The sequence below is a fragment of the Enhydrobacter aerosaccus genome (genome assembly GCF_900167455.1).
GTDB lineage: Bacteria > Pseudomonadota > Alphaproteobacteria > Reyranellales > Reyranellaceae > Reyranella > Reyranella aerosaccus.
Genome location: NZ_FUWJ01000002.1, coordinates 297,471 through 318,366, shown reverse-complemented (window position 1 = coordinate 318,366; position 20,896 = coordinate 297,471). Strand labels below are relative to the sequence as shown.

19 protein-coding genes are annotated in these 20,896 nt (G+C 66.1%); 11 read left to right on the top strand and 8 right to left on the bottom strand.

Annotation, left to right across the window (positions count from 1 at the left end; translation table 11 throughout):
• Positions 1 to 8: 8 nt before the first annotated feature.
• The gene (locus B5D62_RS10775; protein WP_085933873.1) at positions 9 to 989 is read left to right on the top strand and encodes an aldo/keto reductase; all 981 of its coding nucleotides are present in this window, start codon (positions 9 to 11) and stop codon (positions 987 to 989) included.
• On the opposite strand, the gene B5D62_RS10770 is transcribed toward B5D62_RS10775, so the two are convergent.
• Positions 986 to 2,179: an MFS transporter gene (locus tag B5D62_RS10770; protein ID WP_085933872.1), complete on the bottom strand. Its 1,194-nt coding sequence runs from the start codon at positions 2,177 to 2,179 to the stop codon at positions 986 to 988. The genes B5D62_RS10775 and B5D62_RS10770 overlap by 4 nt on opposite strands.
• A 97-nt stretch (positions 2,180 to 2,276) precedes the next feature.
• Here B5D62_RS10770 and B5D62_RS10765 point away from each other — a divergent pair, with 97 nt between their 5' ends.
• From B5D62_RS10765 to B5D62_RS10755, 3 genes are read left to right on the top strand one after another with little or no spacing between them, the layout of a single operon-like run.
• A complete protein-coding gene (locus B5D62_RS10765; protein ID WP_085933871.1) occupies positions 2,277 to 3,038 on the top strand; it encodes an SDR family oxidoreductase in 762 nt (253 codons plus the stop codon).
• 1 nt (position 3,039) lies between these two features.
• Entirely contained in the window at positions 3,040 to 3,894 is an 855-nt protein-coding gene (locus B5D62_RS10760) for a phytanoyl-CoA dioxygenase family protein (protein ID WP_085933870.1), read from the top strand.
• A 5-nt stretch (positions 3,895 to 3,899) separates the two neighbouring features.
• Positions 3,900 to 5,135, top strand: a complete 1,236-nt coding sequence (locus tag B5D62_RS10755; protein ID WP_139373837.1) for an adenylate/guanylate cyclase domain-containing protein — start codon at positions 3,900 to 3,902, stop codon at positions 5,133 to 5,135.
• A 12-nt stretch (positions 5,136 to 5,147) separates the two neighbouring features.
• Here B5D62_RS10755 and B5D62_RS10750 read toward each other — a convergent pair whose 3' ends face one another.
• From B5D62_RS10750 to B5D62_RS10740, 3 genes are all read right to left on the bottom strand, one after another.
• Entirely contained in the window at positions 5,148 to 6,311 is a 1,164-nt protein-coding gene (locus B5D62_RS10750) for a serine hydrolase domain-containing protein (RefSeq protein WP_085933868.1), read from the bottom strand.
• Between the two features lie 79 nt (positions 6,312 to 6,390).
• On the bottom strand, positions 6,391 to 8,475 hold the full coding sequence (locus B5D62_RS10745; protein ID WP_085933867.1) for a S9 family peptidase: 2,085 nt from the start codon (positions 8,473 to 8,475) through the stop codon (positions 6,391 to 6,393).
• Positions 8,472 to 9,332, bottom strand: coding sequence for an HpcH/HpaI aldolase family protein (locus tag B5D62_RS10740; RefSeq protein ID WP_085933866.1), 861 nt, complete (start codon positions 9,330 to 9,332; stop codon positions 8,472 to 8,474). Before B5D62_RS10740 ends, B5D62_RS10745 begins: the two co-directional genes overlap by 4 nt.
• Before the next feature lie 61 nt (positions 9,333 to 9,393).
• Here B5D62_RS10740 and B5D62_RS10735 point away from each other — a divergent pair, with 61 nt between their 5' ends.
• Positions 9,394 to 10,362: a D-2-hydroxyacid dehydrogenase gene (locus tag B5D62_RS10735; RefSeq protein ID WP_085933865.1), complete on the top strand. Its 969-nt coding sequence runs from the start codon at positions 9,394 to 9,396 to the stop codon at positions 10,360 to 10,362.
• A 22-nt stretch (positions 10,363 to 10,384) separates the two neighbouring features.
• Here the strand turns inward: B5D62_RS10735 and B5D62_RS10730 are convergent, their stop codons facing one another.
• Together B5D62_RS10730 and B5D62_RS10725 are read right to left on the bottom strand one after the other, a co-directional pair.
• Positions 10,385 to 12,232 carry a DUF6600 domain-containing protein gene (locus B5D62_RS10730; RefSeq protein WP_085933864.1) on the bottom strand — a complete coding sequence of 616 codons (1,848 nt, stop codon included), beginning with the start codon at positions 12,230 to 12,232 and terminating at the stop codon, positions 10,385 to 10,387.
• A gap of 79 nt (positions 12,233 to 12,311) precedes the next feature.
• A complete protein-coding gene (locus B5D62_RS10725; protein WP_085933863.1) occupies positions 12,312 to 13,325 on the bottom strand; it encodes an LLM class flavin-dependent oxidoreductase in 1,014 nt (337 codons plus the stop codon).
• A 59-nt stretch (positions 13,326 to 13,384) separates the two neighbouring features.
• On the opposite strand from B5D62_RS10725, the gene B5D62_RS10720 reads away from it, so the two are divergent.
• The 3 genes from B5D62_RS10720 (at position 13,385) to B5D62_RS10710 (ending at position 15,158) form a co-directional block, all read left to right on the top strand.
• Positions 13,385 to 13,825, top strand: coding sequence for a VOC family protein (locus B5D62_RS10720; protein WP_085933862.1), 441 nt, complete (start codon positions 13,385 to 13,387; stop codon positions 13,823 to 13,825).
• A 216-nt stretch (positions 13,826 to 14,041) separates the two neighbouring features.
• Positions 14,042 to 14,431 carry a hypothetical protein gene (locus B5D62_RS10715; RefSeq protein WP_085933861.1) on the top strand — a complete coding sequence of 130 codons (390 nt, stop codon included), beginning with the start codon at positions 14,042 to 14,044 and terminating at the stop codon, positions 14,429 to 14,431.
• A 268-nt stretch (positions 14,432 to 14,699) separates the two neighbouring features.
• Positions 14,700 to 15,158 carry a hypothetical protein gene (locus tag B5D62_RS10710; protein WP_139373836.1) on the top strand — a complete coding sequence of 153 codons (459 nt, stop codon included), beginning with the start codon at positions 14,700 to 14,702 and terminating at the stop codon, positions 15,156 to 15,158.
• Positions 15,159 to 15,194: 36 nt separating this feature from the next.
• Here the strand turns inward: B5D62_RS10710 and B5D62_RS10705 are convergent, their stop codons facing one another.
• Together B5D62_RS10705 and B5D62_RS10700 are read right to left on the bottom strand one after the other, a co-directional pair.
• On the bottom strand, positions 15,195 to 15,524 hold the full coding sequence (locus B5D62_RS10705) for a hypothetical protein (RefSeq protein WP_139373835.1): 330 nt from the start codon (positions 15,522 to 15,524) through the stop codon (positions 15,195 to 15,197).
• A 253-nt stretch (positions 15,525 to 15,777) separates the two neighbouring features.
• A complete protein-coding gene (locus tag B5D62_RS10700; RefSeq protein ID WP_218191032.1) occupies positions 15,778 to 17,817 on the bottom strand; it encodes a serine hydrolase domain-containing protein in 2,040 nt (679 codons plus the stop codon).
• A 159-nt stretch (positions 17,818 to 17,976) separates the two neighbouring features.
• Between B5D62_RS10700 and B5D62_RS10695 the strand changes: the two genes are divergently transcribed.
• From B5D62_RS10695 to B5D62_RS10685, 3 genes are all read left to right on the top strand, one after another.
• Positions 17,977 to 18,393, top strand: coding sequence for a GNAT family N-acetyltransferase (locus tag B5D62_RS10695; RefSeq protein ID WP_085933858.1), 417 nt, complete (start codon positions 17,977 to 17,979; stop codon positions 18,391 to 18,393).
• A 111-nt stretch (positions 18,394 to 18,504) separates the two neighbouring features.
• On the top strand, positions 18,505 to 19,245 hold the full coding sequence (locus B5D62_RS10690) for a hypothetical protein (protein ID WP_085933857.1): 741 nt from the start codon (positions 18,505 to 18,507) through the stop codon (positions 19,243 to 19,245).
• 120 nt (positions 19,246 to 19,365) lie between these two features.
• The gene (locus B5D62_RS10685; protein WP_085933856.1) at positions 19,366 to 20,868 is read left to right on the top strand and encodes an aldehyde dehydrogenase family protein; all 1,503 of its coding nucleotides are present in this window, start codon (positions 19,366 to 19,368) and stop codon (positions 20,866 to 20,868) included.
• Positions 20,869 to 20,896: the final 28 nt, after the last annotated feature.

The following is a 20,896-nucleotide window of genomic DNA, read 5'->3' as shown; positions in this document are numbered from 1 at the left end:
GGATCTCGATGAAATATGGACCGCTGGGCCGTTCCGGCCTGATCGTCAGCCGCATCTGTCTAGGCGGCAATTCCTGGGGTGCCAAGGGGCGCCGCGGCTGGGGCAAGTTCGACGAGACGGAGGCACCGACCTATTTCCGGCGCGCGCTCGATGTCGGCATCACCTTCTTCGATACGGCCGACACCTATAATTTCGGTCGCTCGGAAGAGATCATGGGCGCCACGCTGCTCAAGATGGTACGGCGCGAGGAGATCGTTTTGTCGACCAAGGTCGGCATCCGCATGAGCCCCGTCGCCAACGACCAGGGCACGGGCCGCAAGCATCTGATGGCTTCGGTCGACGAACAGCTGAAGCGTCTGCAAACCGATTATATCGACGTCTATCAGGTCCACCGGCTCGATCCGCATACACCGCTGGAAGAGACCATGTACTCGCTCGACCAGATCGTGCGCTCGGGCAAGGTGCGCTACATCGGCGGCTCGACCATGCCGGCCTACAAGTTCGCGCAGATGGTGATGATCGCCGACTGGAAGGGCTATGCACGGCCGATTGCCATGCAGAATCTCTACAACCTCATCCAGCGTGAGGAAGAGCGCGAGATGAATCGGCTGTGCCACGAGCAGGGTGTCGGCCTCATTCCCTATTCGCCCCTGGCGCGCGGCTTCCTGGCTGGCAATCGCAGCAAGGAGGGCGGCGGCGCCACCGAGCGGTCGAAGAACGATGCCCAGGTCCAGGCCGGAACCTATCGCGAGTGCGATTGGGAGATCGTCGAGCGTCTGAAGAAGATTGCCGCCGGAAAAGGGGCGACGCCGGCCCAGGTCGCGCTGGCCTGGCTACTGGCCAAGCCCTACATGGGTGCACCGATCATCGGTGCCACCGACCTGGAGCAGCTTACTTCGGCAGCGAAGGCGACGGACCTGACGCTGACCGCCGAGGAATGCGCGTCGCTCGAGGAGCCGTATCAGTTCCGCGTCTCGCCGCAGAACTAGAGGCGCCGCCGCAGCGCCATCGCGAACCACCACGCCAGCGCCGGCAGGAACAGCGCCGCCGCCCAGAAGATGGGCGGCGCGCCGTAGCGATCGACAATGGGGGCGGCGATGGGCACGCCGATCGCCTGGCCCACGAACAGGCACAGCGCGAACATCGCCAGGGCCGAGCCGCGCGCTTCGGGCGCCATCTGCGTACCGTTGGTCTGCAGCGTGTTGTGCAGCATGTAGAAGGTGATGCCGAGCCCGATGATCGCGACGAACGCCACCGTCGCGCTGGGCGCCATCGCCAGGATGGCGAAGGCGATGCCGAGTCCGGTTCCGCCCCACAGGCAAAGACCACGCTCGCCGAGCAGGCGCACGAGATGCGGGGCGAGAGTGACATAGATGAATCCGCCGGCGCCGAACGCCGCGACTGCCAGTCCGACGAAGGCATAACCGAGGCCGAAGCGCTGGTGCAGATCGGCGCCGACGAAGGTGAAGCAACCCCAGAAGGCGCCTCCTTCCAAGGCCACGACGATGATGACGACGCGTGCCCAGGGCCGCTTCAGCACCCCCAGCATCTGCGCGATCATGGAACCTTCGGCGCGAAGGCCGGGCAGGGCGATCTCCGGTCGCGCCCGCATGGTGGTGAACAGCGCGGCGCCCGCCATCAGATAGGTCACCGTCAGCACCCAGAAGACGGCGCGCCATCCCAGCCAATCACCCACCGCGCCGCCCAGCGCCGCGCCGGCCGCGAGACCCAGCGTCTGACCGCTGAGGAAACGCGCCAGCGTCGCCTGACGGCGTTCGTAACTGACATTGTCGCCGACCCAGGCCATGGCGAGAGGAATGATGGCCGAACTGGTGACGCCCGTGAGGAAGCGCGTGGCCGCCAGCATGCGCAGCGAGACCGAGAGTGCGCTCGCCATGCAGCAGAGCGCGGCGCCGATGCAGGCCAGCGCAACGACGGGCATCTTGCCGTGCCGGTCGCCGAACGGCCCGTGGACCAGAACGAACACGCCGTTGGCCAGCAGGAACAGCGTCGCCGCGATCGACGCCTCGCCCACCGTCACGCCGAACTCGGCGGAAAGCTGGATTAGCAGGGGATCCACGACACGCATGTTCGCCGCCGACGCGAAGGCGGCCACGGACAGGATCACGATGGCGAGGGCAGGGGCAGACCGCGGTTGCGCGGCGGAAACGGCAGTCATCGTCTGTTGATTAGCGCACTTTGCGGGAACGAAGCTACCGTCAGCCGACCTGCGGAGCCGCTGGAGAACCGCTACGACCCGGGTCTACACTCGCGCCATGAAACTCAAGGACCGCATTGCGATCGTCACGGGCGCGGCCTCCGGCATCGGTGCCGCCTCCGCCCTCCTGTTTGCTTCCGAGGGCGCTAAGGTCGCGCTGGTCGATCTCGACGAGAAGCGGCTCGAGCAGGTCGCCACTGACATCCAATCGAAGGGTGGAGAGACCGTCTCCATCGCCGCCGACGTCAGCCAGGCCGATCAGGCGCGTGCCGGCGTGCATCGTATCCTGGACAAGTGGGGCAAGGTGGACGTGCTGATGACGGCCGCGGGCGTGTCGCTCGGCGGCACGGTCGACCGCATCGACGAGGCCACCTGGGATCGCACCTTCGCCATCAACGTCAAGGGCACCTTTCTCTGGGTCCACCATGCCATCCAACCCATGATCGCGGCGGGATCGGGCGCGATCGTCACCGTCGGCTCGCAGCTGGCGCAGTCCAGCCTGGGCAAGAACGCAGCCTATGTCGCCTCGAAGGGCGCCATCGCCTCCTTCACCAAGACCATCGCCGTCGACCACGCCGCGCAGGGCGTCCGCGTCAATGCCCTGATGCCGGGCGTGATCGACACGCCGATGCCGGCACGGTCATTGCAACGCCAGGCCGATCCAGAGGCGGCCCGCCGAGGCTGGACCGAGCGGCATCCGATGAAGCGCATCGGCCAGCCAGAGGAAGTCGCCAAGGCAGCACTCTTCCTGGCGAGCGATGACTCTTCCTTCGTGACGGGCACGCTTCTCTTCGTCGACGGCGGTTGGACGGCGCACTGACATGATCCAGAAGACATACAAGAAGCTCAGTCCCGAGCAGGTCGCGCAGTATGAGCGCGATGGTTTCGTCTGCCCGGTCGATGCCTTCAGCAGGGAGCAGGCGCAGGGCTGGCGCGCGCAGCTCGAAGCGTTCGAGCGCGCCGAGGGCCAGAAGATGGCCCGCGGCCACAACTTCAAGCCGCACCTGCTTTTCCCCTGGGTCGACGAGATCGTGCACGCGCCCCAGATCCTGGATGCGGTCGAGGACCTGATCGGGCCCGACATCCGCCTGTTCCATCTCAGCGTCTGGCCCAAGGATCCCGGCTCCGGCGCCTATGTGAGCTGGCACCAGGATTCGACCTATTTCGCGCTTGAGCCGGCCTGTCATGTCACGGCCTGGGTGGCGCTCACGGATGCTCCGATCGAGGCCGGCTGCATGGAGGTGGTGCCAGGCTCTCACAAGCTCGGCCAGCTTCGTCACGCCGAGATGCAGGACACCGACAACCTGCTGTCGCGCGGTCAGGAGCTGGCCGTCGACTTCGACCGCAGTGGCACGGTCTACATGCCGGTGAAGGCCGGGCAGTTCTCCCTGCACCATACGCATCTGGTCCACAATTCACGGCCCAACCGTTCCAGCGACCGGCGTATCGGACTTGGCATCAGCTACATCCCGACCTCGGCGCGCTGCAGCAGCCCCGTGCGCGTCACCGCCATGCTGGTGCGGGGCGAGGACAGGTTCGGCCACTTCGACGACGAACGCCGGCCGCAGGCCCTGGCCGGCCCCGAGGAACGGGCGTTTCATGCCCACGCGGTTGGCCTGTTCCGGCAGATGAATGCCGAACAGGCCGGCGGCAAGGTCGCGACGGTAAAGCGGTGACGGCCATGGGCAACAGTCTCGCCGGAGCGGACGAGGTCGCCGCATGGCTGATCGATGCCGGCCTGCGTAATCTGCCGCCGGAAGAACTGGTCGACGGGTTTGCGCGTCGCTTGAATGCCATCGGTGTCGTCGTGGCGCGCATCTTCGTTGGCGGCAACACGTTGCATCCGCTGGTGCGCGCGCGCAGCATGATCTGGGATCGGGAGACTGGGCCCAGCACGCATTTCGTGTTTCAGCACGGCGAGATCGACGACCCTGTGCTTAGACAGAGTCCCTTCATGGCAATGCTCCGTGACGGACTGGCCGCCCGAGGCCATGACCTGTGCCAACCGCCGAAAGAGGACGAGCTCCCGGTGTTTGCGGAGTTGCGGGATGCCGGCATGACCGAATGGCAGGGGCGTATCTTTCCCTTTGGCGAGTTGATGCCCGAGGCTCGCGGTCCGGACGAGGCCGAGCCGGCCAATCGTCTGTGGATGGCCAGTTCCTTCACCACGGACCGGAGGGGCGGTTATAGCGAGGCTGATCGGCAGATCCTGGACCAGTTGCTGCCGCTTTTCGCGCTGGCGGCAAAGGCCGCGACAACCCGGCTGATGGGCGAGGCGCTGCTCGCCTCCTATCTCGGGTCGGATCCCGCCGCGCGCATCCTGTCCGGCTCGGTGCGCCGCGGGACCGTCCAGAGTGTCGAAGCCGCGGTGTTCTACACTGACTTGCGCGACTTCACCCGCTTTGCCGATACGCTGCCTGGCGACGAACTCATCGCCCTGCTGGACGAATGCTTTGAATGCATGGTGCGGCCGGTGGCGCGCCGCGGCGGCGAGGTCCTGAAATATCTGGGCGACGGGCTGCTCGCGATCTTCCCGACCGCGTCGCGGGGGCCGGACGAGACCTGTGCGCTGGCGCTGACGGCGGCCGCCGAGGCGCTCTACCTGATGGAGATGCTGACGGAGAAACGCGCCGCGACGGGCAAGGCCACGCCCGGCCTCGATATCGCGCTTCATGTCGGCACGGTGCAATACGGCAATGTCGGCGCCGACGCCCGGCTCGATTTCACGGTGATCGGGCCGGCCGTGAACGAGTCGTCGCGTATCGAATTGCTGTGCAAGGAGCTCGGTCACAACCTCCTGGTCAGCCAGTCGTTCACCGCGGCGGCCGACCGAAGCCGGCCGCACCTGATCTCGGTTGGACGCCACCGCCTGCGCGGCGTGCGCGAGGAGACGGAGCTCTTTACGCTCGCCGAGTAGGATGCTCGACGGTCAGGCCTCGTACACGGCCTGTTCGAAGGCGTGGAACAGCGGCAGCGACTTCACGTCGGCGAACGGCAGGATCTGCGTCGCATAGACGCCGCCGACCCCTTTCTTCTGGTCGATCCAGTAGTAGGTGTTGGCGAGGCCGGCCCAGGCAAGGCTGCCGGCGGACCGGCCCGTCGGCGCTTCCTCGTTATTGATCATGAAGCTCAGGCCCCATTGCTTGTCCATGCCGGGGAAGAATTCCGCCTCGTTGGAAAGCGGCGGGATCGCCGGCTTGAGCGATACGACCTTGGTGTCGCCCATAGCATTGCGCGACATCATCGCCACGGTCTCGGGCTTCACGACCGGCTCGCCGCGATCGGACTTGCCCTGGTTCAGCATCATGCGCACGAACTTCAGGTAGTCACCGGCGGTGCCGTAGAGTCCGCCGCCGCCCATCTCGAACTCCGGCTCCTGCGGAATCTCCAGCGCCAGGTCCGGCGTCAGCCCGCCGTCGGGCCCGCGATGATGGATGCGCGCCAGCCGCTCGCGCATGCCGGGCGAGATGAAGAAGGCCGTGCTGTCCATGCCCAGCGGTCCGAGCACGTTGTGCTGCAGGTACTGGCCGAGCTTCTGGCCGCTGACCGCCTCGACCATCTTGCCGGCCCAGTCGATGTTGATGCCGTAGTCCCAGCGCTCCCCGGGATCGAACAGCAGCGGGGTCGTCAGGGCCTTGTTCTCGCAGCCGGTGATGCCCGGCACGCCCATAACCTGCTGGTACTTGCAGATGTCGGCATTCCAGATCTCGTAGGAGAAGCCGGCCGTATGGGTCAGCAGGTGACGCAGCGTGATGTCGCGACGCGGCGCGCGCGTCACGGGCTTGCCGTCGGCATCGAAGCCCTCGAGCACGCCGACCTCGCCAAGATAGGGGATCACTTCCTTTGCCGGGGAGTCGAGGCCGAGCTTGCCGCGCTCGACCTGCTGCATGGCCGCGGCGCCGGTGACGGCCTTGGTCATCGAGGCGAGCCACACCACCGTATCCGGAGTCATCTCATCCGACTGGCCCAGCACGCGCTTGCCGAAGCCGCCCTCATAGGTCGTGCCGGCGGCATCGGTCGCGACCGCGACCACGCCGGGCACATCTCCCTGCTTCACCGCATCGCTCAGCAGCTTGTCGATCATTACGCTCATGGCGCTCCTCCTGGAATGGTCGCTCTTGAGCCGGCCGGCGGGGAGCCGGACGGTTGCCTATTCATTTTTGCGCAGCGTATCAGACGCGGCCGACGGTCCGGAGGGCAAAAGCGTAGGCCAGCGCAACCTCGTCCAGCCGGTCGAATCGCCCCGACGAGCCGCCATGGCCGGCGCCCATGTTGGTGCGCAGCAGGACCGGGCCGCCGCCGGTCATGGTGGCGCGCAGCCGTGCCACCCACTTGGCCGGTTCCCAGTAGGTGACGCGGGGATCGGTGAGGCCGGCCATGGCGAGGATGGCCGGATAGGGCTTGGCCGCGACATTCTCGTAGGGCGAGTAGGACAGGATGGTGCGGAACGCCGCGGCATCGGTGATCGGGTTTCCCCATTCGGGCCACTCGGGTGGCGTCAGCGGCAGCTTGTCGTCGAGCATGGTGTTGAGCACGTCAACGAACGGTACTTCGGCGACGATGCCGGCGAACAGCTCGCCGGCGCGATTGGCGACCGCGCCCATCAGCATGCCGCCGGCGCTGCCGCCATGCGCCACGATGCGCTTCGCCGACGTATAGCCGGCATCGATCAGGGCCCGAGCCGAGGCGACGAAATCGTCGAAGGTGTTGGTTTTCTTCTCTCGCTTGCCGTCGAGATACCAGGACCAGCCCTTGTCGGTGCCGCCGCGGATATGGGCGATGGCATAGACGAAGCCGCGATCCACCAGCGACAGGCGATTGGCCGCGAACGAGGCTGGCATGGCGAGGCCATAGGAGCCGTAGCCATAGAGCAGCAGCGGGGCGCTACCGTCGCGCGCGAGATCGCGCCGATGCAGGATCGAGACTGGCACCTCGGCGCCATCGGCGGCCCTGGCCATCAGGCGCGTCGTGACGTAGGCCGACGGATCGTGGCCGGATGGGATCTCCTGGCGCTTGCGCAGGACACGCGTGCGGCGCGCCATGTCGTAGTCGTAGACCTCGGCCGGCGTGGTCATGGACGAGTAGGTGAAGCGCAACGTCGTCGTCTCGAACTCGTAGCCGCCGCTGACATCGAGGGAATAGGCCGTCTCGTCGAAGGCGATCGAATGCTCGCCGTCGTCGCCGAGGTCGCGGATCACGATCGAGGGCAGTGCCCGCGAACGCTCCAGGCGCACGAGATGGCCGGCATAGAGATCGATGCCCAGCACATAGACGCCGGGCCGATGCGGTACGAGCTCTCGCCAATTCTCGCGGCCGGGCGCCGACAGTGGCGCCGTGACGATGCGGAAGTCGATAGCGTCGAGATTGGTCAGGATGAAGAGCTGGTCGCCGCGATCGGCGACACTGTATTGCACGCCCTTTTCGCGCGGCGCGACGAGACGGGGCGTCGCCGCCGGGTCGGCAAGATCGACGAGCTGCTGCTCGGAGGTATCGTGGTCGCCGCCGGCGATGATGCAGAAGCGGCCGCTGGCGCTTTCCTCCACGCGCGTGAACCAGCCCGTGTCCTTCTCTTCGTAGACGAGGGCGTCGGCGGATTGCGGCGTCCCGAGGCGATGGCGGAAGACCTGCAGCGGCCGGTGATTCTCGTCCACCCTGACATAGAGGAAGAAGCGTGAGTCGCGTCCCCATACGATGCTGCCGCTGGTCTGCTCCACGACATCGGGCAGGTCCTCGCCGGTTTGCCAGTCGCGCACGCGCACGGTGAAATATTCCGAGCCGCGCAGATCGGCGCTCCAGGCCTCCAGGCGATGATCGGGCGAGTGGCGCGTGCCGCCGAAGTGGAAGTAGCCCGACGCCTTGGCCAGCGCATCGCCATCGAGGATGGTCTGGAAATCACCACCATCGCGTGGCTGGCGGCCGATGAGCTGATGCTGGCCGCCCTGCCGATACTTCGAGCCATAGGCGAACGGCCCGTCGGGCACGGGAACGCTCGAATCGTCCTCCTTGATGCGGCCGCGCATCTCGCGCACCAGCTCCTGCCGCAACGGCTGCAACGGCCCGAGCAGGGATTCGGTGTAGCGGTTCTCCGCCTCGAGATAGGCGCGGATCTCGGGATCCAGCCGGCCGGGATCGCGCAGGACGTCCTGCCAGTTCTCGTCCTTCAGCCAAGCGTAATCGTCGGTGATGGTGATGCCATGGAGCGTACGGCTGGCGGGATGGCGAGGGGCGCGCGGCGGCGCCTCGACCGACGTGTTCATGCGTAGTTGCCGCGGACCTTGCTGACGGTCTCTGCCTTTGCCGCCGCCTTGCCGTCGAGCAGGCCGCGCATCTCGGCGCCCTTGCTGTCCCACCAGTCGGCTAGGATGCGCACGTCCCAACCGATGCAGAAATGCTTCACGCCCATCTTGAGGTACTTCTCCGCCCCCGACGGATCGCGCAGTTCGACGCGCGGATGCAGGCCCTTCTTCAGAGCGGTCTCGATGGTCTTCGTCTCGGCCGCCAGCACTTCGGGATCGCCGTATTGCGCCGGCTTGCCGATGCTCATGGAGAAGTCGGAGGCTCCGAACTGCACCATGTCGATGCCCGGGACCGACAGGATGGCGTCGAGATCGTCCACGCACGACTTCTTCTCGACCATGATGGCGATCACGACATCGTTCAGCGCTTCGACATAGGCCGGTTGTCCGCCGTGACGCACCACGCCGACATCGCGCCGCATGCCGACGCCCAGCCGGCCGCGGCCGCGCGCGCCGGCGGCCATGGTCGTTTCGGCCCGCACCGCGTCGACGGCGGCTTTGGCATCCTCCACGGTCCGGATATCGGCGAACAGCACGCTCTGGAAGCCCGAACCGATCGCGCGCATGGCCTGGTGCGTGTACTGCGTCTGCTCGATCTTGATCATGCCGCCGAGACCGGCGACCTCGAAGGCGCGGCCGAGATTGTCGAGATCATGCATGTCGAACGGCGCATACTCGGCCGTGAATTCCACATAGTCGTACTGCCCCGAATGGCCGATCAGCTCGACCAGCGTCGGCCAGCACGAGAGAATGTGCGTGCCGACGGTCGGCTCCCCGGCATCGAGGCGGTCGCGAAGCAGATTGCGGCGCATGGCCATGGCAATTCTCCGATGAGTGCGGTACGCCCGCAGTCTCGCATTTTGTGTCGGGGGAGTGCCAATGTTTCCGTCCAAGGACCAGCTCACGATCTGTTTCGCGCACGCGGCCTACCAAATGTCGGCGCGTTTCGAGGCGCGCAAGACGGGCATCCGCAACTTCCAGGTCTGGTCTTATGACGATCTGCAGAAGCGTGTCGGCGAGGCCGATGTCGTGGTGGTGTCGGGCATGTGGCGCAACGATCTCATCCCGCAGGCCGGCAAGTTGAAATTCATCCAGTCGATCAGCGCCGGCGTGGACCAGTATTCGAAGGAACAGCTGGCGGCGAAGCAGGTCAGGCTGGCGAGCGCGTCGGGCGTCAATGCCCGGGCCGTGGCCGAACATGCGATGTCCCTGATTCTGGCCGTCGCGCGCCGCCTCCCGGAGGCCCGCGACAATCAGCACAAGAAGATGTGGCGCGGCATGATCGGCGATCTCACGCAGCGCGAGGACGAGCTCGGCGGCAAGACGCTGCTGGTGGTGGGCATGGGCCGCATCGGCAGCCATCTCGCCAAGCTGGCCAAGGCCTTCGACATGAAGGTGATCGGCATCCGTCGCGATCCGGCGCAGGGCGCCAACGGCGCCGATTCGATCCATGCCATGACCGACCTGGTCAAGCTGGTACCGCAGGCCGATTTCGTGGCGCTGGCCTGCGCGCTCACACCGGAGACGACCGGGCTGATGAGCGCCGGCGCCTTCGCCGCCATGAAGCCGTCTTCGGTGTTCGTGAACGTGGCGCGTGGCAAGGTCGCCGACGAGGCGGCACTGATCGAGACCATGAAAGGCGGCAAGATCTGGGCGGCGGCGCTCGATGTCACGGCGGAAGAACCGCTGCCCGCGGCCTCGCCGCTGTGGGACATGCCCAACGTCTTCATCACACCGCATACGGCGGGCGAGACGCGACGCTACGAGGACAATGTCATCGACATCCTGGTCGAGAACCTCGATCGGCTGGGGCGCGGCGAGACGGCGCTGCGCAATCAGATCCTCTGAGGCCGCGCCGCCATCAGCGCTACTACTTCCGTCCCTCGTGTTCGCCCGAGAGTGCGGGATGCGGGGCCGGTGCGGGAGGCGCTGTCGGATGGACAGGGGCCAGGGCTTGCTGCGGCGGCGCAGGCGGCCGGGCGGGTACCGGCGTCGCGATGTGAGGCTGCGGCGCCGGCGACGGCAGCGGATGAACGATCTGCGCTGCCGGCGCATGCGGCTCGGCAGGATGCGGCACCGTCACGATCCGCGGTGTTTCGCCCGCATGCGGTATCGCTTGGATGGGAGCCGGCGCGTGCGTGTCGCTGGGCCGCAGGATATCCGGAGAGGCGGGTGCGGGCGCGACATGCGGTGCGAGTGGCGGAAGCGCTGACTTGCCGCCGGTTGGTGGCGCCTGCGTGCCGACGATCCTTGGACCCGGCGCGGAAGGATGTTCGACTGCCGTGGGGCGGCCCAACGTCTCCATGCCCGAAAGCGGTGTCCGCGCTGTCGGCAGAGTGATCGGCGGTGGAGAGTCCGGCCTGGCTGCCGCTCCGGTCGTCGCGACGGCGTGAGATGGCGCGGGCGGCGCCGCGACGGGTGCGACCGGGAGTGCGGCCAGCTTGTTCGGAGCGATCGTCAATGCCGACTGGGACACCGGCTGCGAGCGGACGAACGCAGCGCCCGGCACGACCGTGGCGAAGGCACGGTTCACCGACCGCTCGTCGTGCAGCGCCTCGTGCTCCCGGGCGTGTCGCCAATGCTCGTCCAGCACCGCCTGCTCGACGCCGGCCGACGCGTTGATGCGACGATAGTAGCCACGATCGGCCGTGTAGGGAGGAACGTAGGGCTCGTGCGGCCCCAGCGGGAACCAGCCGACCGGCGCGTGCACATGGCCGCCGAGCGCCGCACCGAGTTCGGCGCCGCCCACGAAGGCAACCAGTGCGGGCGCATAGACCGGTCGTTCGCGTCGATAGGGCGGTATCCAGCACCATCGGTCGCCGCGATGCGCCCAGCGGCCGTAATGATAGGGCGCGAAGCCCCACGGGTGCGCATCCATCCAGGTCCAGCCCCAGGGCACGATGAAGCGCCAATAGCCGGTGCTGTAGGGTTGCCAGTCGGCCGGCATCGCATTCGGATACCAGACCTCGCCGTAGTCGGGATCGACCCTCCACGTACCGTAGACGGCCAGATCCTCATAGCCGGTGACATCGGCCGGCATGTAAGGCGGCGGCTGGTAACTGACGGCTCGATCGCGGTCGGCCCAATAGGCTGGCATCGGCGGCGGCGCCGTCTGTACCAGGCGGAGCTGCAGCGCCCCGCCGGCGCCGCTCACGATGCCTTCCTGGCCGGCCGGTACCGTGAGGCGCTGGCCGTCGGGAGTCTCGATCTCGGCGGTGCCGGCGCGGACGCCCAGCACCGTCGGATCGTCGGTCGAGCCGGCATGGAGATAGTAGTCGCCCTGATCGAGCAGGCTGACGGTGCCGCGCGGCGTCACGATCCGATAGGGCGTGTTCCTGTCGAAGGCGAAGGTCCGGATATCGAGCCGCCCTCGATCGAGCTGCAGGCGGGTCTGGCTATCGTCCAGCGCCAGCATGTCGAGCTGCGTATCGCCATCCATGCGCGCCCGCAGGCCTGCAACGGTGATCTCGTCGTGGCCGTCCGGTTCGGTCCACAGCGAATCGCCGGTCGTGAGCGGCATGTTGCGGGCGGCCGGCGACCAGGCGTCCTGCTGGGCATCGTGGAACGAAACGACGCCCTGCAGGAAGGCCAGGCGTCCCACGCGGGCCGGCGGATCGGCTGGCGGATTGGCGGGTGGATCGGATTGTGCGTGAGCCGTGGCGATGCTTGCGACCAGCCACAGCGAAACGAGGGCACAGACGCGACGGTAAGTCTTCATCGTCAGACCTCCTCGATCGCTATATGGAGCCGATTGCGGCAACGCGGCGGCGACCGAGGAGTTCCTTTTGGCCTACCGGTTAAGTGACCGGTGCGAAACCGCAGGCCTTTGCTAGCAGGCTGTAGCTCTGTTGCCGTACCGCTTCGTCGTGAGTCCAGGTGACGACGACCATCTCGTCGACTCCGACCCGAGTCTTCAACTCTTCGATACGAGCCGCCACCTCGGGACCGGTGCCGACGAAGGCATCGCGGCGCAATTGCTCCATCTTCGCTTTCTCGTGAGGACCCAGCACCGCCTTGGCCGCGACGTCGGGCGCCTCCAGAGGACCCAGCAGACCCTTGTCGCGGTTGATGCGCGAGAGGGCGCGCGATGTCAGATGGTACTGCGCCTCTTCCATGCTGGGCGCCGCCAACGCCCAGACGCACAGGGCGGCATGCGGCTCGGGATGCTGCGCGCTTGGCCGATAGTTCTTCTTGTAGAGTTCGATGGCGCGCTCTCCGCCGGCGCCGTCGCTGAAGAACCAGGCGAAGCAGTAAGGCAGGCCGAACAGGGCCGCGACCTGCGCGCCATAATCGGAACTTCCCAGAATCCAGGTCTCCGGCGCCGTCGGGCCTTGCGGATAGGCCTTCACCGCGGCGAACGGATGCCCCTGGACCAGCGGCTCATTGCGCACCCAGGCCATTAGGTCGCGAACATCGGCCGGGAAATGCTCGGGACGCTCGTTGGCTGCAGGATTGAGCGCGAAGGCGGTGCGGCCGTCCGATCCGGGCGCACGACCCAGACCCATATCGATGCGGCCGGGGGCGAGGGCGTCGAGGACGCGGAACACTTCGGCGACTTTGAACGGCGAGTAGTGCGGCAGCATGATGCCGGCACTGCCGATGCGGATTCGCTCGGTCGTGGCGGCGATCGCCGCCATCACGATCTCTGGCGCGCTGCCGACGATGGTGGGATGGTTATGGTGCTCCGACACCCAGAAGCGGTCGTAGCCCAGGCTTTCGCAATGCCGGGCAAGCGCCACGGTGTTGCGGATCGATTCGGCGTGGGGACGTCCCGCGACGGCAATCGACTGGTCGAGAATGGAAAGACGCATTGCGAGGCAACTTAAGAGGTCTTGCCCGGTTGTCCACCTGTCAGGAAGAGGAGGCTGTCATGCCAAAGACCGAATGCCGCGTTGTCGGCATTGACCACATCTCCATCAGGGTCAGCGACTACCAAAAATCCAAGGCGTTCTACGGCAAGCTTTTCACATTCCTCGGCTTCGAGATCTCCGACGAGTATCCTGGCACGATCGGCTGGACCAACGGCCATACCCGCTACTGGATCGCCGAGGCCGAGGGCCGCAAGGCCTACAAGATCGGTGATGTCGGTCTGCATCACTACGCCTTCCAGCTGCGCAATCGACGCGACGTCGATGCCTTGCAGGCCTGGCTGGAGAAGGAAGGCGTGACGATCGTCGATCCCGCCGACGAATATTACGAGGATTATTACGCGGTCTTCTTCCTCGATCCCGACGGCATCAAGCTCGAAGGCATGAGGTACGGCGAGCTGACCGAGAAGAAGAAGGGGAAGTCGGCAAAGGCAAAGACGTAGAGCCTTCGCCCTCGCGAGGGCGATCGCCGACGCCAGGCAATCGTTGTCATGGGCGATTGCCTCCCGTGGCCATGGCGTGCGGTGCAGTCGCACCGTTGATTCATCTCAAGGCCAAGTTGGTGGGCGCAGCGGATAGTCCGGCGGCTGATACGGCGCGTCAGTGCGTTCCGTGACACGCGTCGACGGCTCCGAACAACGACACCGAGGAGACGTTTCATGGCAACGATCCTGCGTCCACAGTCCGAGATCGAGATTCCCAAGACACTGTTCGTCGATCGGTCCTCGCCACTGCTGACGATCGACTGGCCGAGCCTTTATCCTGGCGGATACGAGGTGCCGCTCGGCGCCAACGGCGAGACTTATCTGAATGTCACGAAATACCGGCGCGTGAACGTGCTGGTTGGTCCGACCAAGGCCCACACCGTTTTCCTCTACATGGGCAAGATCCAGCCCAACACCTTGAGCGCCGTCTATCAGTGGGCGCCGGACCGCAACGTGCACACGTTCGATGTGGTCGGGCCGGAGATCATGCTCTTCCTGTCCTCTCCTTTCGACAAGACGACGCCGGCGGAGAAGGTGGAGCTTTGGCTGTATCTGACCTCGTAATGAGTAAGGGGTACGCTGTCGCGGCAGCGCACTGCTGCAGGTGCGATACACAGATCGAGATCGTCTTCGTTCTGGCAATGAAATTGGTGCGGTCGTCGGCTTCGGAGCGCGGCTCCGCATAGAATCTGCAGCCAGAACTCTGGAAATTTCGATTCGGAAAGGTTAGCGACAGAGGGATGTCGCTGCGGATGCGCGCTCGACGACGAGGCTCATCCGCGCGGCTCATGGTGCCGTAAGCCTGCTCTGGTAGAGACGACTCAGAGGTTCCTTGTCCACAATGGTCACCGGCTTCCCTCTTCTCCCATCGCTCGTTGGCGTGGTGATGGGCTTTGCCGCGGGTTATGCCGCTGCCCGCTTCGCCACGTGGATTGCGGCTGCGACGATGTTCGTGTTCGCGCTCGGCAGGTCGCGGGTGCGGCCGGAGACGCTTCGACTCGAGCTCTCGATGGCCCTGATCCGCTCGCTGCTGTTCGCGATCGTCTGCAGCGGTGCCGCGATCGCGGCCGATTCGATGGAGCTGCTGAAGCTCGATTCGGACGGCTTCGTCTGCTTCGTCGCCGCAGTCTGCGGCCTGTTCGCGGCGGCCCTTCAGGTTCCGGTGATGCTGGGTCTGATCCGCGCGATGGCCTGGGAGCCGGGCTTCGCGGAGGAACTGTCGCTCACACCGCATAGCAAGCGCCGTCTTCTGCTTCAGGCCTGGCGTGCGCCCGCCAAAAGGACGTCGTGATGGCCTTCGCGCCTGGCGCGCTGGCCTGACAGAATCTTAGTGACGGGGCGAGGTACGCCGAGCTCGTCGGCGTCGTGGAGCATCGTCCTGCGTGAGTTCGTCGAGAGCGATGCAGAAGTCGCTCGTGCTCAGCGCCCTGTGCGTCGCCGGGATCAGCTTGAAGCGCGCGGGTGGGCGCAGCTCATGCGGGAGTCGCGCCAAAGCCACTTGCTGGACGGCGGCCTCGTCGTCGCCGCCGACCATGTAGCCGAGGGCGCAGATCAGGCAGTAGCTCTCCCACCGGTCCGGCTCGCGGCGGTCGCGTTCGAACTCGATCAGCAGGCCACGAATCGTCTTTTCAGGATTCTCCCGCAAGAGTCTCCCCATGTTTGTCCCTCGCCCCGAAGCGCGTCCCCCGACAGCGCGGGCGCCACTTTGAACGAGAGCGGTTACGTCGGAAAGACGCCCAAACGGATTGATCAAGGCCCTTACAGTGAAGTTTCAATCGGTGTGAAGGCGCGCCCCACCTCGCGGCAGGTCAGAATCCGCGAAGTCCTGCACCGCTGTGTCTGCTTCCTGTTCGATGACCTCGCTAAATGCCTGTAGCGGCATCTCGTCGAGATAGCGCCTCGCACACCTGCTACGGCACCGCTTCGACGAATACGTACTCGTGCTGGCCGTCCCGCACCGTCAGCGCACGCTTGCCGTCCTTGGCGCCGACCACGAAATTGAAGCCGTCGACCGTCGGATCGATCGAGATGAAGGACGTCGTGCCGTCGTCGTTATGGCGCGAGGCCATGGCGCTGCGCCACGGCCCGAAGTCGAATGCCGTCGCGCCGTCCTGGGTGCGCACCCGGAACCGCCCGAGCGCCTCGTTCTGGTACGCGGCCGCGAGCTTCGAGACGTCGTTCGCAGCGGGCGGTATCACGAGACGCTCGCGCCATTTGGCGCGATCGGCCTTGCGTTGTGCGGCGCCGACCTTCAACTGCTCGGCCGCCTCTAGCCTGCCGTCGAACAGCACTTCGAGCAGCCGACGCGTGAACAGGCCGGTGAGCCAGCCACCGGAGTCCGCGTTGGTCAGTACCACCGCGCCGACGCCGTGCTCGGGCAGGAACACCATCTCGCTCTTGTAGCCGAACATGCTGCCGCCGTGACTGATCACCGGAATGCCATAGCGCGTGTCGACCGCCAGCCCCATGCCGTAGCTGGCATCCTCGCCCGTCTGGATTTGCGGCTTGCGGCGCTCGCGCAAGTTCGTGGCCGAGACCAGGCGGCGCCCGTCGGGCAGCGTGCCGTCGGCCAGCTCGAGCGCGAGGTAGCGCGCCAGATCGCGCGCGCTGGTCCACATGCCGCCGGCAGGCCGCATCGGCACGATCGAATAATTCATGTCCATGCGCGCCACGGTCGGCTTGCCGTCGAGATCGTCGTCGTGCGGGCTGGCGTGGTTGTCGGCGAGCGCGCGTGCGAAGTCGAAGGTCGTGCGCGTCATGCCCAACGGATCGAAGATCCGCTGCCGCATCGCTGAATCATAGGCAGCACCCAACTCCTGGCCGGGGGTGACCAGCGCGCCACCGATGAATCCGGCGGCGGCCGCCATCGGGTTGCTGTACTGGAACACCTCGCCGAAGCCGCTGGTCGGCTGCATGGTCGCAAGCACCGCCAGCGACGAGGCCGGCGTCGCATCAGCGAAATTGAACAGCCACTCGAGATCCTGGCGCGGCAGGCCGGTGCAGGCGCATACCAGATGGCGCACCCGCACTTGGCGCGTGGTCGCGGCGTCGCCGAGCCGGAAGTCGGGATAGATCTCGGTGACCGGCTGGTTCCAGCGCAGCTTGCCATCGTCGGCCAGGGTGGCGAGCAGCAGCGTGGTCAGCGCCTTGGTATCGGAAGCGGCGAGGAACAGCGTGTCGCCGTCGACCGGATCCGGTCGACCCAGCGCCCTGACGCCGAAGCCGCCGGCATAGACGAGTTGGCCGCCGTCCAGCAGCGCCAATCCGACCCCCGGGATGCCGAGCTCGGACATCGCCGTGCGCACGAATTCCTGGAGCGCGCCGATATGCTCGGCATCGAGCTTGTGCGCCACCTTGCCGGCGAACATCTCGCGCGCGTAGCCCTTGGGCCGCAGGCTGCCGACCGTGAGCCAGAACTGGGCCTGGCGTTTCTCGAAGGTCGCTTGGCTCGCCTCAACGACCACGACCGTCCATTGGCTGCCGGCGCGCCAGGCCAGAGCATAAGCCACCGCCTTCTCGTTGGGCGAGGTCTCGTAGCGATAGAGATGGCGCTCCTCCCAGCCGTTGTAGGGCGCCTGGGGCAGCGCGATCTTGAGGGGCCGGGTGGAGTCGGGATGCCAAGCCTTCCAGCCGGCTGACAGTGCTGCGGTAGCGTCGGCTGCCTGTACGTCGACGATGACGAGAGAGGAGTCGCCTTCCGGTGGCTCGAGCATTCGCAGCGAGGTGTGTTCGGTGAGGCGCCAGCCGGCCGGTGCGGTGAAGCTGGCGCCTGCCGGGGTGGTTGCGGCAGTGTCGGCCGTCAGCTGTTGTTGCGCCCATGCTGGCGCCCCAAATGCGGCGAACGACGCGAGGATCACCAGACCGACACACAGTCCAAGGCAATGACTGTAGTGGCGCGGAGTGCTCCTCCTGCCGCTGATGACAAGCGCCAGGATAACCAGCGACTTCACGACGGTCTCCCAAGTTGTGTGCTATAGAAGATGACGCCCTGCGGTTGATGGTTGAGGCCGTAAGAAAGCAAGCGCCGGGCGAGAAGCCCGACCACGTACCGCATTGAAGCAGAACCAGCGGTACATGGCTTTATGAATGTTTGATTCTGGATCGACAGGATGATTCGCAAGGCTGCCTTCGCCGATCGCGCTCGTATTACCGAAGTCCGCAATGCCGTTCGCGAGAACCGGCTGGAGCCGGCGAATGCCGCTGCCGTCGCCGATACCGCGGACTGGATTTACGACAACGGCGCGTTCTGGGTCTGGGAAGAAGAGGGGTGCGTTCAAGGCTTCGCCGTCGCCGACATCCGCGATGGGACAATCTTCGGCCTGTTCGTCCATCCCGACTTCGAAGGGCGCGGCATTGCGCGCGCTTTGCTCCCTCTGGCCTGCGAGGATTTGCGCGAGGCCGGCCATCGAGAGGCGCGCCTGACCACAGGAGCTGGTACGCGCGCCGAGCGCTTCTACCGGCGCGACGGCTGGATCGAGGTCGGTCGGCGGGGAGATGGCGAGATCGTCTTCGAGAAGGCGTTGTAGGCAGGGCGGGTACGGATCCCGTCGCATCTGGAAATGCGGTAACGGCATTGACATAAATTGCGAAAAAAGCAATCATGGAGTTATCCGATCCTGTTCCCGGCGGTACCATCCATGTCCCGTATTCGCACCATCCAGCCGCATTTCGCCCGCTCACCCAGCATGGGGCGCGTCAGTCGCGACGCACGATTGCTGTTCGTGCTTCTGTGGACGGTCGTCGACGACGAGGGGCGCTGCTACGCCGAGATAGAGGATCTAGCGCAGATCCTCTATCCGACGGACTTCGGTGTGCAGCCGCTCCTGGTTGCCTGGTTGACCGAGCTGGAGGGCGAAGGCTGCATCGAGCGCTACGCCGTCGAGGGCGAGGAGTATCTGCGCATCGTGCACTGGCACAAGCATCAGAAGATCTATCACCCCACGCCGAGCCAGCTGCCACCATCGCCACAGGAGAGCCTTCGCGATCGCCGCGGCGTTTCGGGAATTCGGGAACGTTCGGGAAGGCTCGCCGGACGGGATCGTAAAATCGTGATGGATCAGGAGCTTGGCGTCGAAGTCGAGGCATTTCCCGAAAAAGCGTTTTTGCCCGACAGTCCCGCAACGCCGGTCGAGGTCACGCCGCAGCGCTTGCTGCACTATATCGACCAAATCCGCGCCGCTGCACACATGGAAGGTTCCTACAGCAATGCCCTACGGTCGGTGGCGCTGATGGCCCAGATCGGGCTGCACGATGGCGGCAGGAAGTCCGACCGCAAGAAGAAGGCCGAGCCGGTGTCCCCGCGTTTCCCGACCCTGGCGGAACTGCACGGCCGGACGGAGGACGGGCGGCTGCTGTCGGAGGTCGGCGAGGACGAGTGAGCTCTTTCTGTGGGCTCCGCATCGCGGCCCTCGGGGTGTCGCGGGTGCTGCCGGCGGCCTTGTAGCGGCCGATCCTGCGGGCCAAACTCCGGCCCGTTTTTTTGGACCCCGGAGGACCCCATGTCGACCACCGCCACGCAGTTGAAACCCCAGCCCGCCGTCCCCGGTACCTACAGCCCCAAGGGCATGCTGATCGACGGCAAATGGGTCGGCAGCGCCTCGGGCGAGCGCTTCACGGTCGAGAATCCCGCCAAGCGTACCGGCATCGCCGAGGTGCCGCGCGCCGGCGTGACCGATGTCGACGCCGCCGTGGCGGCAGCAGAGAAGGCGTTGCCGGCCTGGCGCAATGTCGTGCCGCGCGAGCGTGGCAAGCTGTTGCTGAAGATCGCCGAGGCGATCGAGGCGCGCGTCGAGGAGCTGGCGCGCACCATCGCGCTGGAGACCGGCAATGCCCTGCGCACGCAGGCGCGCGGCGAGGCTAAGCTGACCGCCGACATCTTCCGCTATTTCGGCGGTCTCGCCTCGGAGCTGAAGGGCGAGACCGTGCCGCTCGGCGAGCATGTTCTCTCCTATACGCGTCGCGAGCCGATCGGCATCGTCGGCGCCATCATCCCCTGGAACGCGCCGGTGATGCTGGGCGCGCTCAAGATCGCGCCAGCCTTGTGCGCCGGCAACGTGATGGTGATGAAGGCGGCCGAGGATGCGCCGCTCGGCGTGCTGATGATGGCCGACATCTGCCAGGAGTTCGTGCCGGCGGGCGTGCTCAACGTGCTGACGGGCTACGGCGCCGACTGCGGCGCCGCGCTCGCCAATCACCCGAAGATCCGCAAGCTTTCCTTCACCGGCTCGACCGAGGTCGGCAAGGTGATCATGCGCGCGGCGGCCGAGCGCATCGTGCCGGTGTCGCTGGAGCTCGGCGGCAAGAGCCCGTCGATCGTCTATCCCGACGCCGACGAGGATTGGACGGTGGACGGCATCATCGCCGCCATGCGCTTCACACGCCAGAGCCAGAGCTGCACCGCCGGCTCGCGCCTGTTCCTGCACGAGGACATCTTCGATTCCTTCCTGAAGAAGCTCGAGAAGAAGACCACCGCGCTCAAGATCGGCGATCCGCTCGACGAGGCGAGCGACATCGGCACCATCATCAACAACAAGCAGTTCACCAAGGTCTGCAAGTACGTGCAGGACGGCATGGAGCGCGCCGACGCCAAGCTGGTGTTCGGCGGCCTGCCGCCCAAGACCGGACCGCTGAGCGAAGGCTACTTCGCCGTCCCCACCGTGTTCGCCGACCGCTCGAACGACTGGCGGCTGGCGCGCGAGGAGATCTTCGGGCCGGTGCTGGTGGCGATCCGCTGGAGCGACGAGGCGGAGGCGATCCGCATGGCCAACGACAGCCACTACGGCCTCGCCGCCTATGTGTGGACGCACGACATCGGCAAGGGCCTGCGCGCCGCCCATGCGATCGAGTCGGGCTGGGTGCAGGTCAATCAGGGCGGCGGCCAGACGCCCGGCATGTCCTACGGCGGCTTCAAGCAGAGCGGCATCGGCCGCGAGTTCTCGCTCGAAGGCATGCTGGACAGCTTCACGCAGAGGAAGAGCGTGACGGTGAACCTCGCCGTCTGAACGGCATCGTTCGACGCAGCCGGGGAGG

Excerpts from the sequence above, each read along its gene's own strand:
- B5D62_RS10745 (WP_085933867.1), bottom strand. The coding sequence starts at position 8,475 with ATGAACACGTCGGTCGAGGCGCCGCCGCGCGCCCCTCGCCATCCCGCC.
- B5D62_RS10760 (WP_085933870.1), top strand. The coding sequence starts at position 3,040 with ATGATCCAGAAGACATACAAGAAGCTCAGTCCCGAGCAGGTCGCGCAG.
- B5D62_RS10740 (WP_085933866.1), bottom strand. The coding sequence starts at position 9,332 with ATGGCCATGCGCCGCAATCTGCTTCGCGACCGCCTCGATGCCGGGGAG.
- B5D62_RS10725 (WP_085933863.1), bottom strand. The coding sequence starts at position 13,325 with ATGCGTCTTTCCATTCTCGACCAGTCGATTGCCGTCGCGGGACGTCCC.
- B5D62_RS10735 (WP_085933865.1), top strand. The coding sequence starts at position 9,394 with ATGTTTCCGTCCAAGGACCAGCTCACGATCTGTTTCGCGCACGCGGCC.
- B5D62_RS10685 (WP_085933856.1), top strand. The coding sequence starts at position 19,366 with ATGTCGACCACCGCCACGCAGTTGAAACCCCAGCCCGCCGTCCCCGGT.
- B5D62_RS10705 (WP_139373835.1), bottom strand. The coding sequence starts at position 15,524 with ATGGGGAGACTCTTGCGGGAGAATCCTGAAAAGACGATTCGTGGCCTG.
- B5D62_RS10765 (WP_085933871.1), top strand. The coding sequence starts at position 2,277 with ATGAAACTCAAGGACCGCATTGCGATCGTCACGGGCGCGGCCTCCGGC.
- B5D62_RS10715 (WP_085933861.1), top strand. The coding sequence starts at position 14,042 with ATGGCAACGATCCTGCGTCCACAGTCCGAGATCGAGATTCCCAAGACA.
- B5D62_RS10695 (WP_085933858.1), top strand. The coding sequence starts at position 17,977 with ATGATTCGCAAGGCTGCCTTCGCCGATCGCGCTCGTATTACCGAAGTC.
- B5D62_RS10730 (WP_085933864.1), bottom strand. The coding sequence starts at position 12,232 with ATGAAGACTTACCGTCGCGTCTGTGCCCTCGTTTCGCTGTGGCTGGTC.
- B5D62_RS10770 (WP_085933872.1), bottom strand. The coding sequence starts at position 2,179 with ATGACTGCCGTTTCCGCCGCGCAACCGCGGTCTGCCCCTGCCCTCGCC.
- B5D62_RS10720 (WP_085933862.1), top strand. The coding sequence starts at position 13,385 with ATGCCAAAGACCGAATGCCGCGTTGTCGGCATTGACCACATCTCCATC.
- B5D62_RS10755 (WP_139373837.1), top strand. The coding sequence starts at position 3,900 with ATGGGCAACAGTCTCGCCGGAGCGGACGAGGTCGCCGCATGGCTGATC.
- B5D62_RS10775 (WP_085933873.1), top strand. The coding sequence starts at position 9 with ATGAAATATGGACCGCTGGGCCGTTCCGGCCTGATCGTCAGCCGCATC.
- B5D62_RS10690 (WP_085933857.1), top strand. The coding sequence starts at position 18,505 with ATGTCCCGTATTCGCACCATCCAGCCGCATTTCGCCCGCTCACCCAGC.
- B5D62_RS10750 (WP_085933868.1), bottom strand. The coding sequence starts at position 6,311 with ATGAGCGTAATGATCGACAAGCTGCTGAGCGATGCGGTGAAGCAGGGA.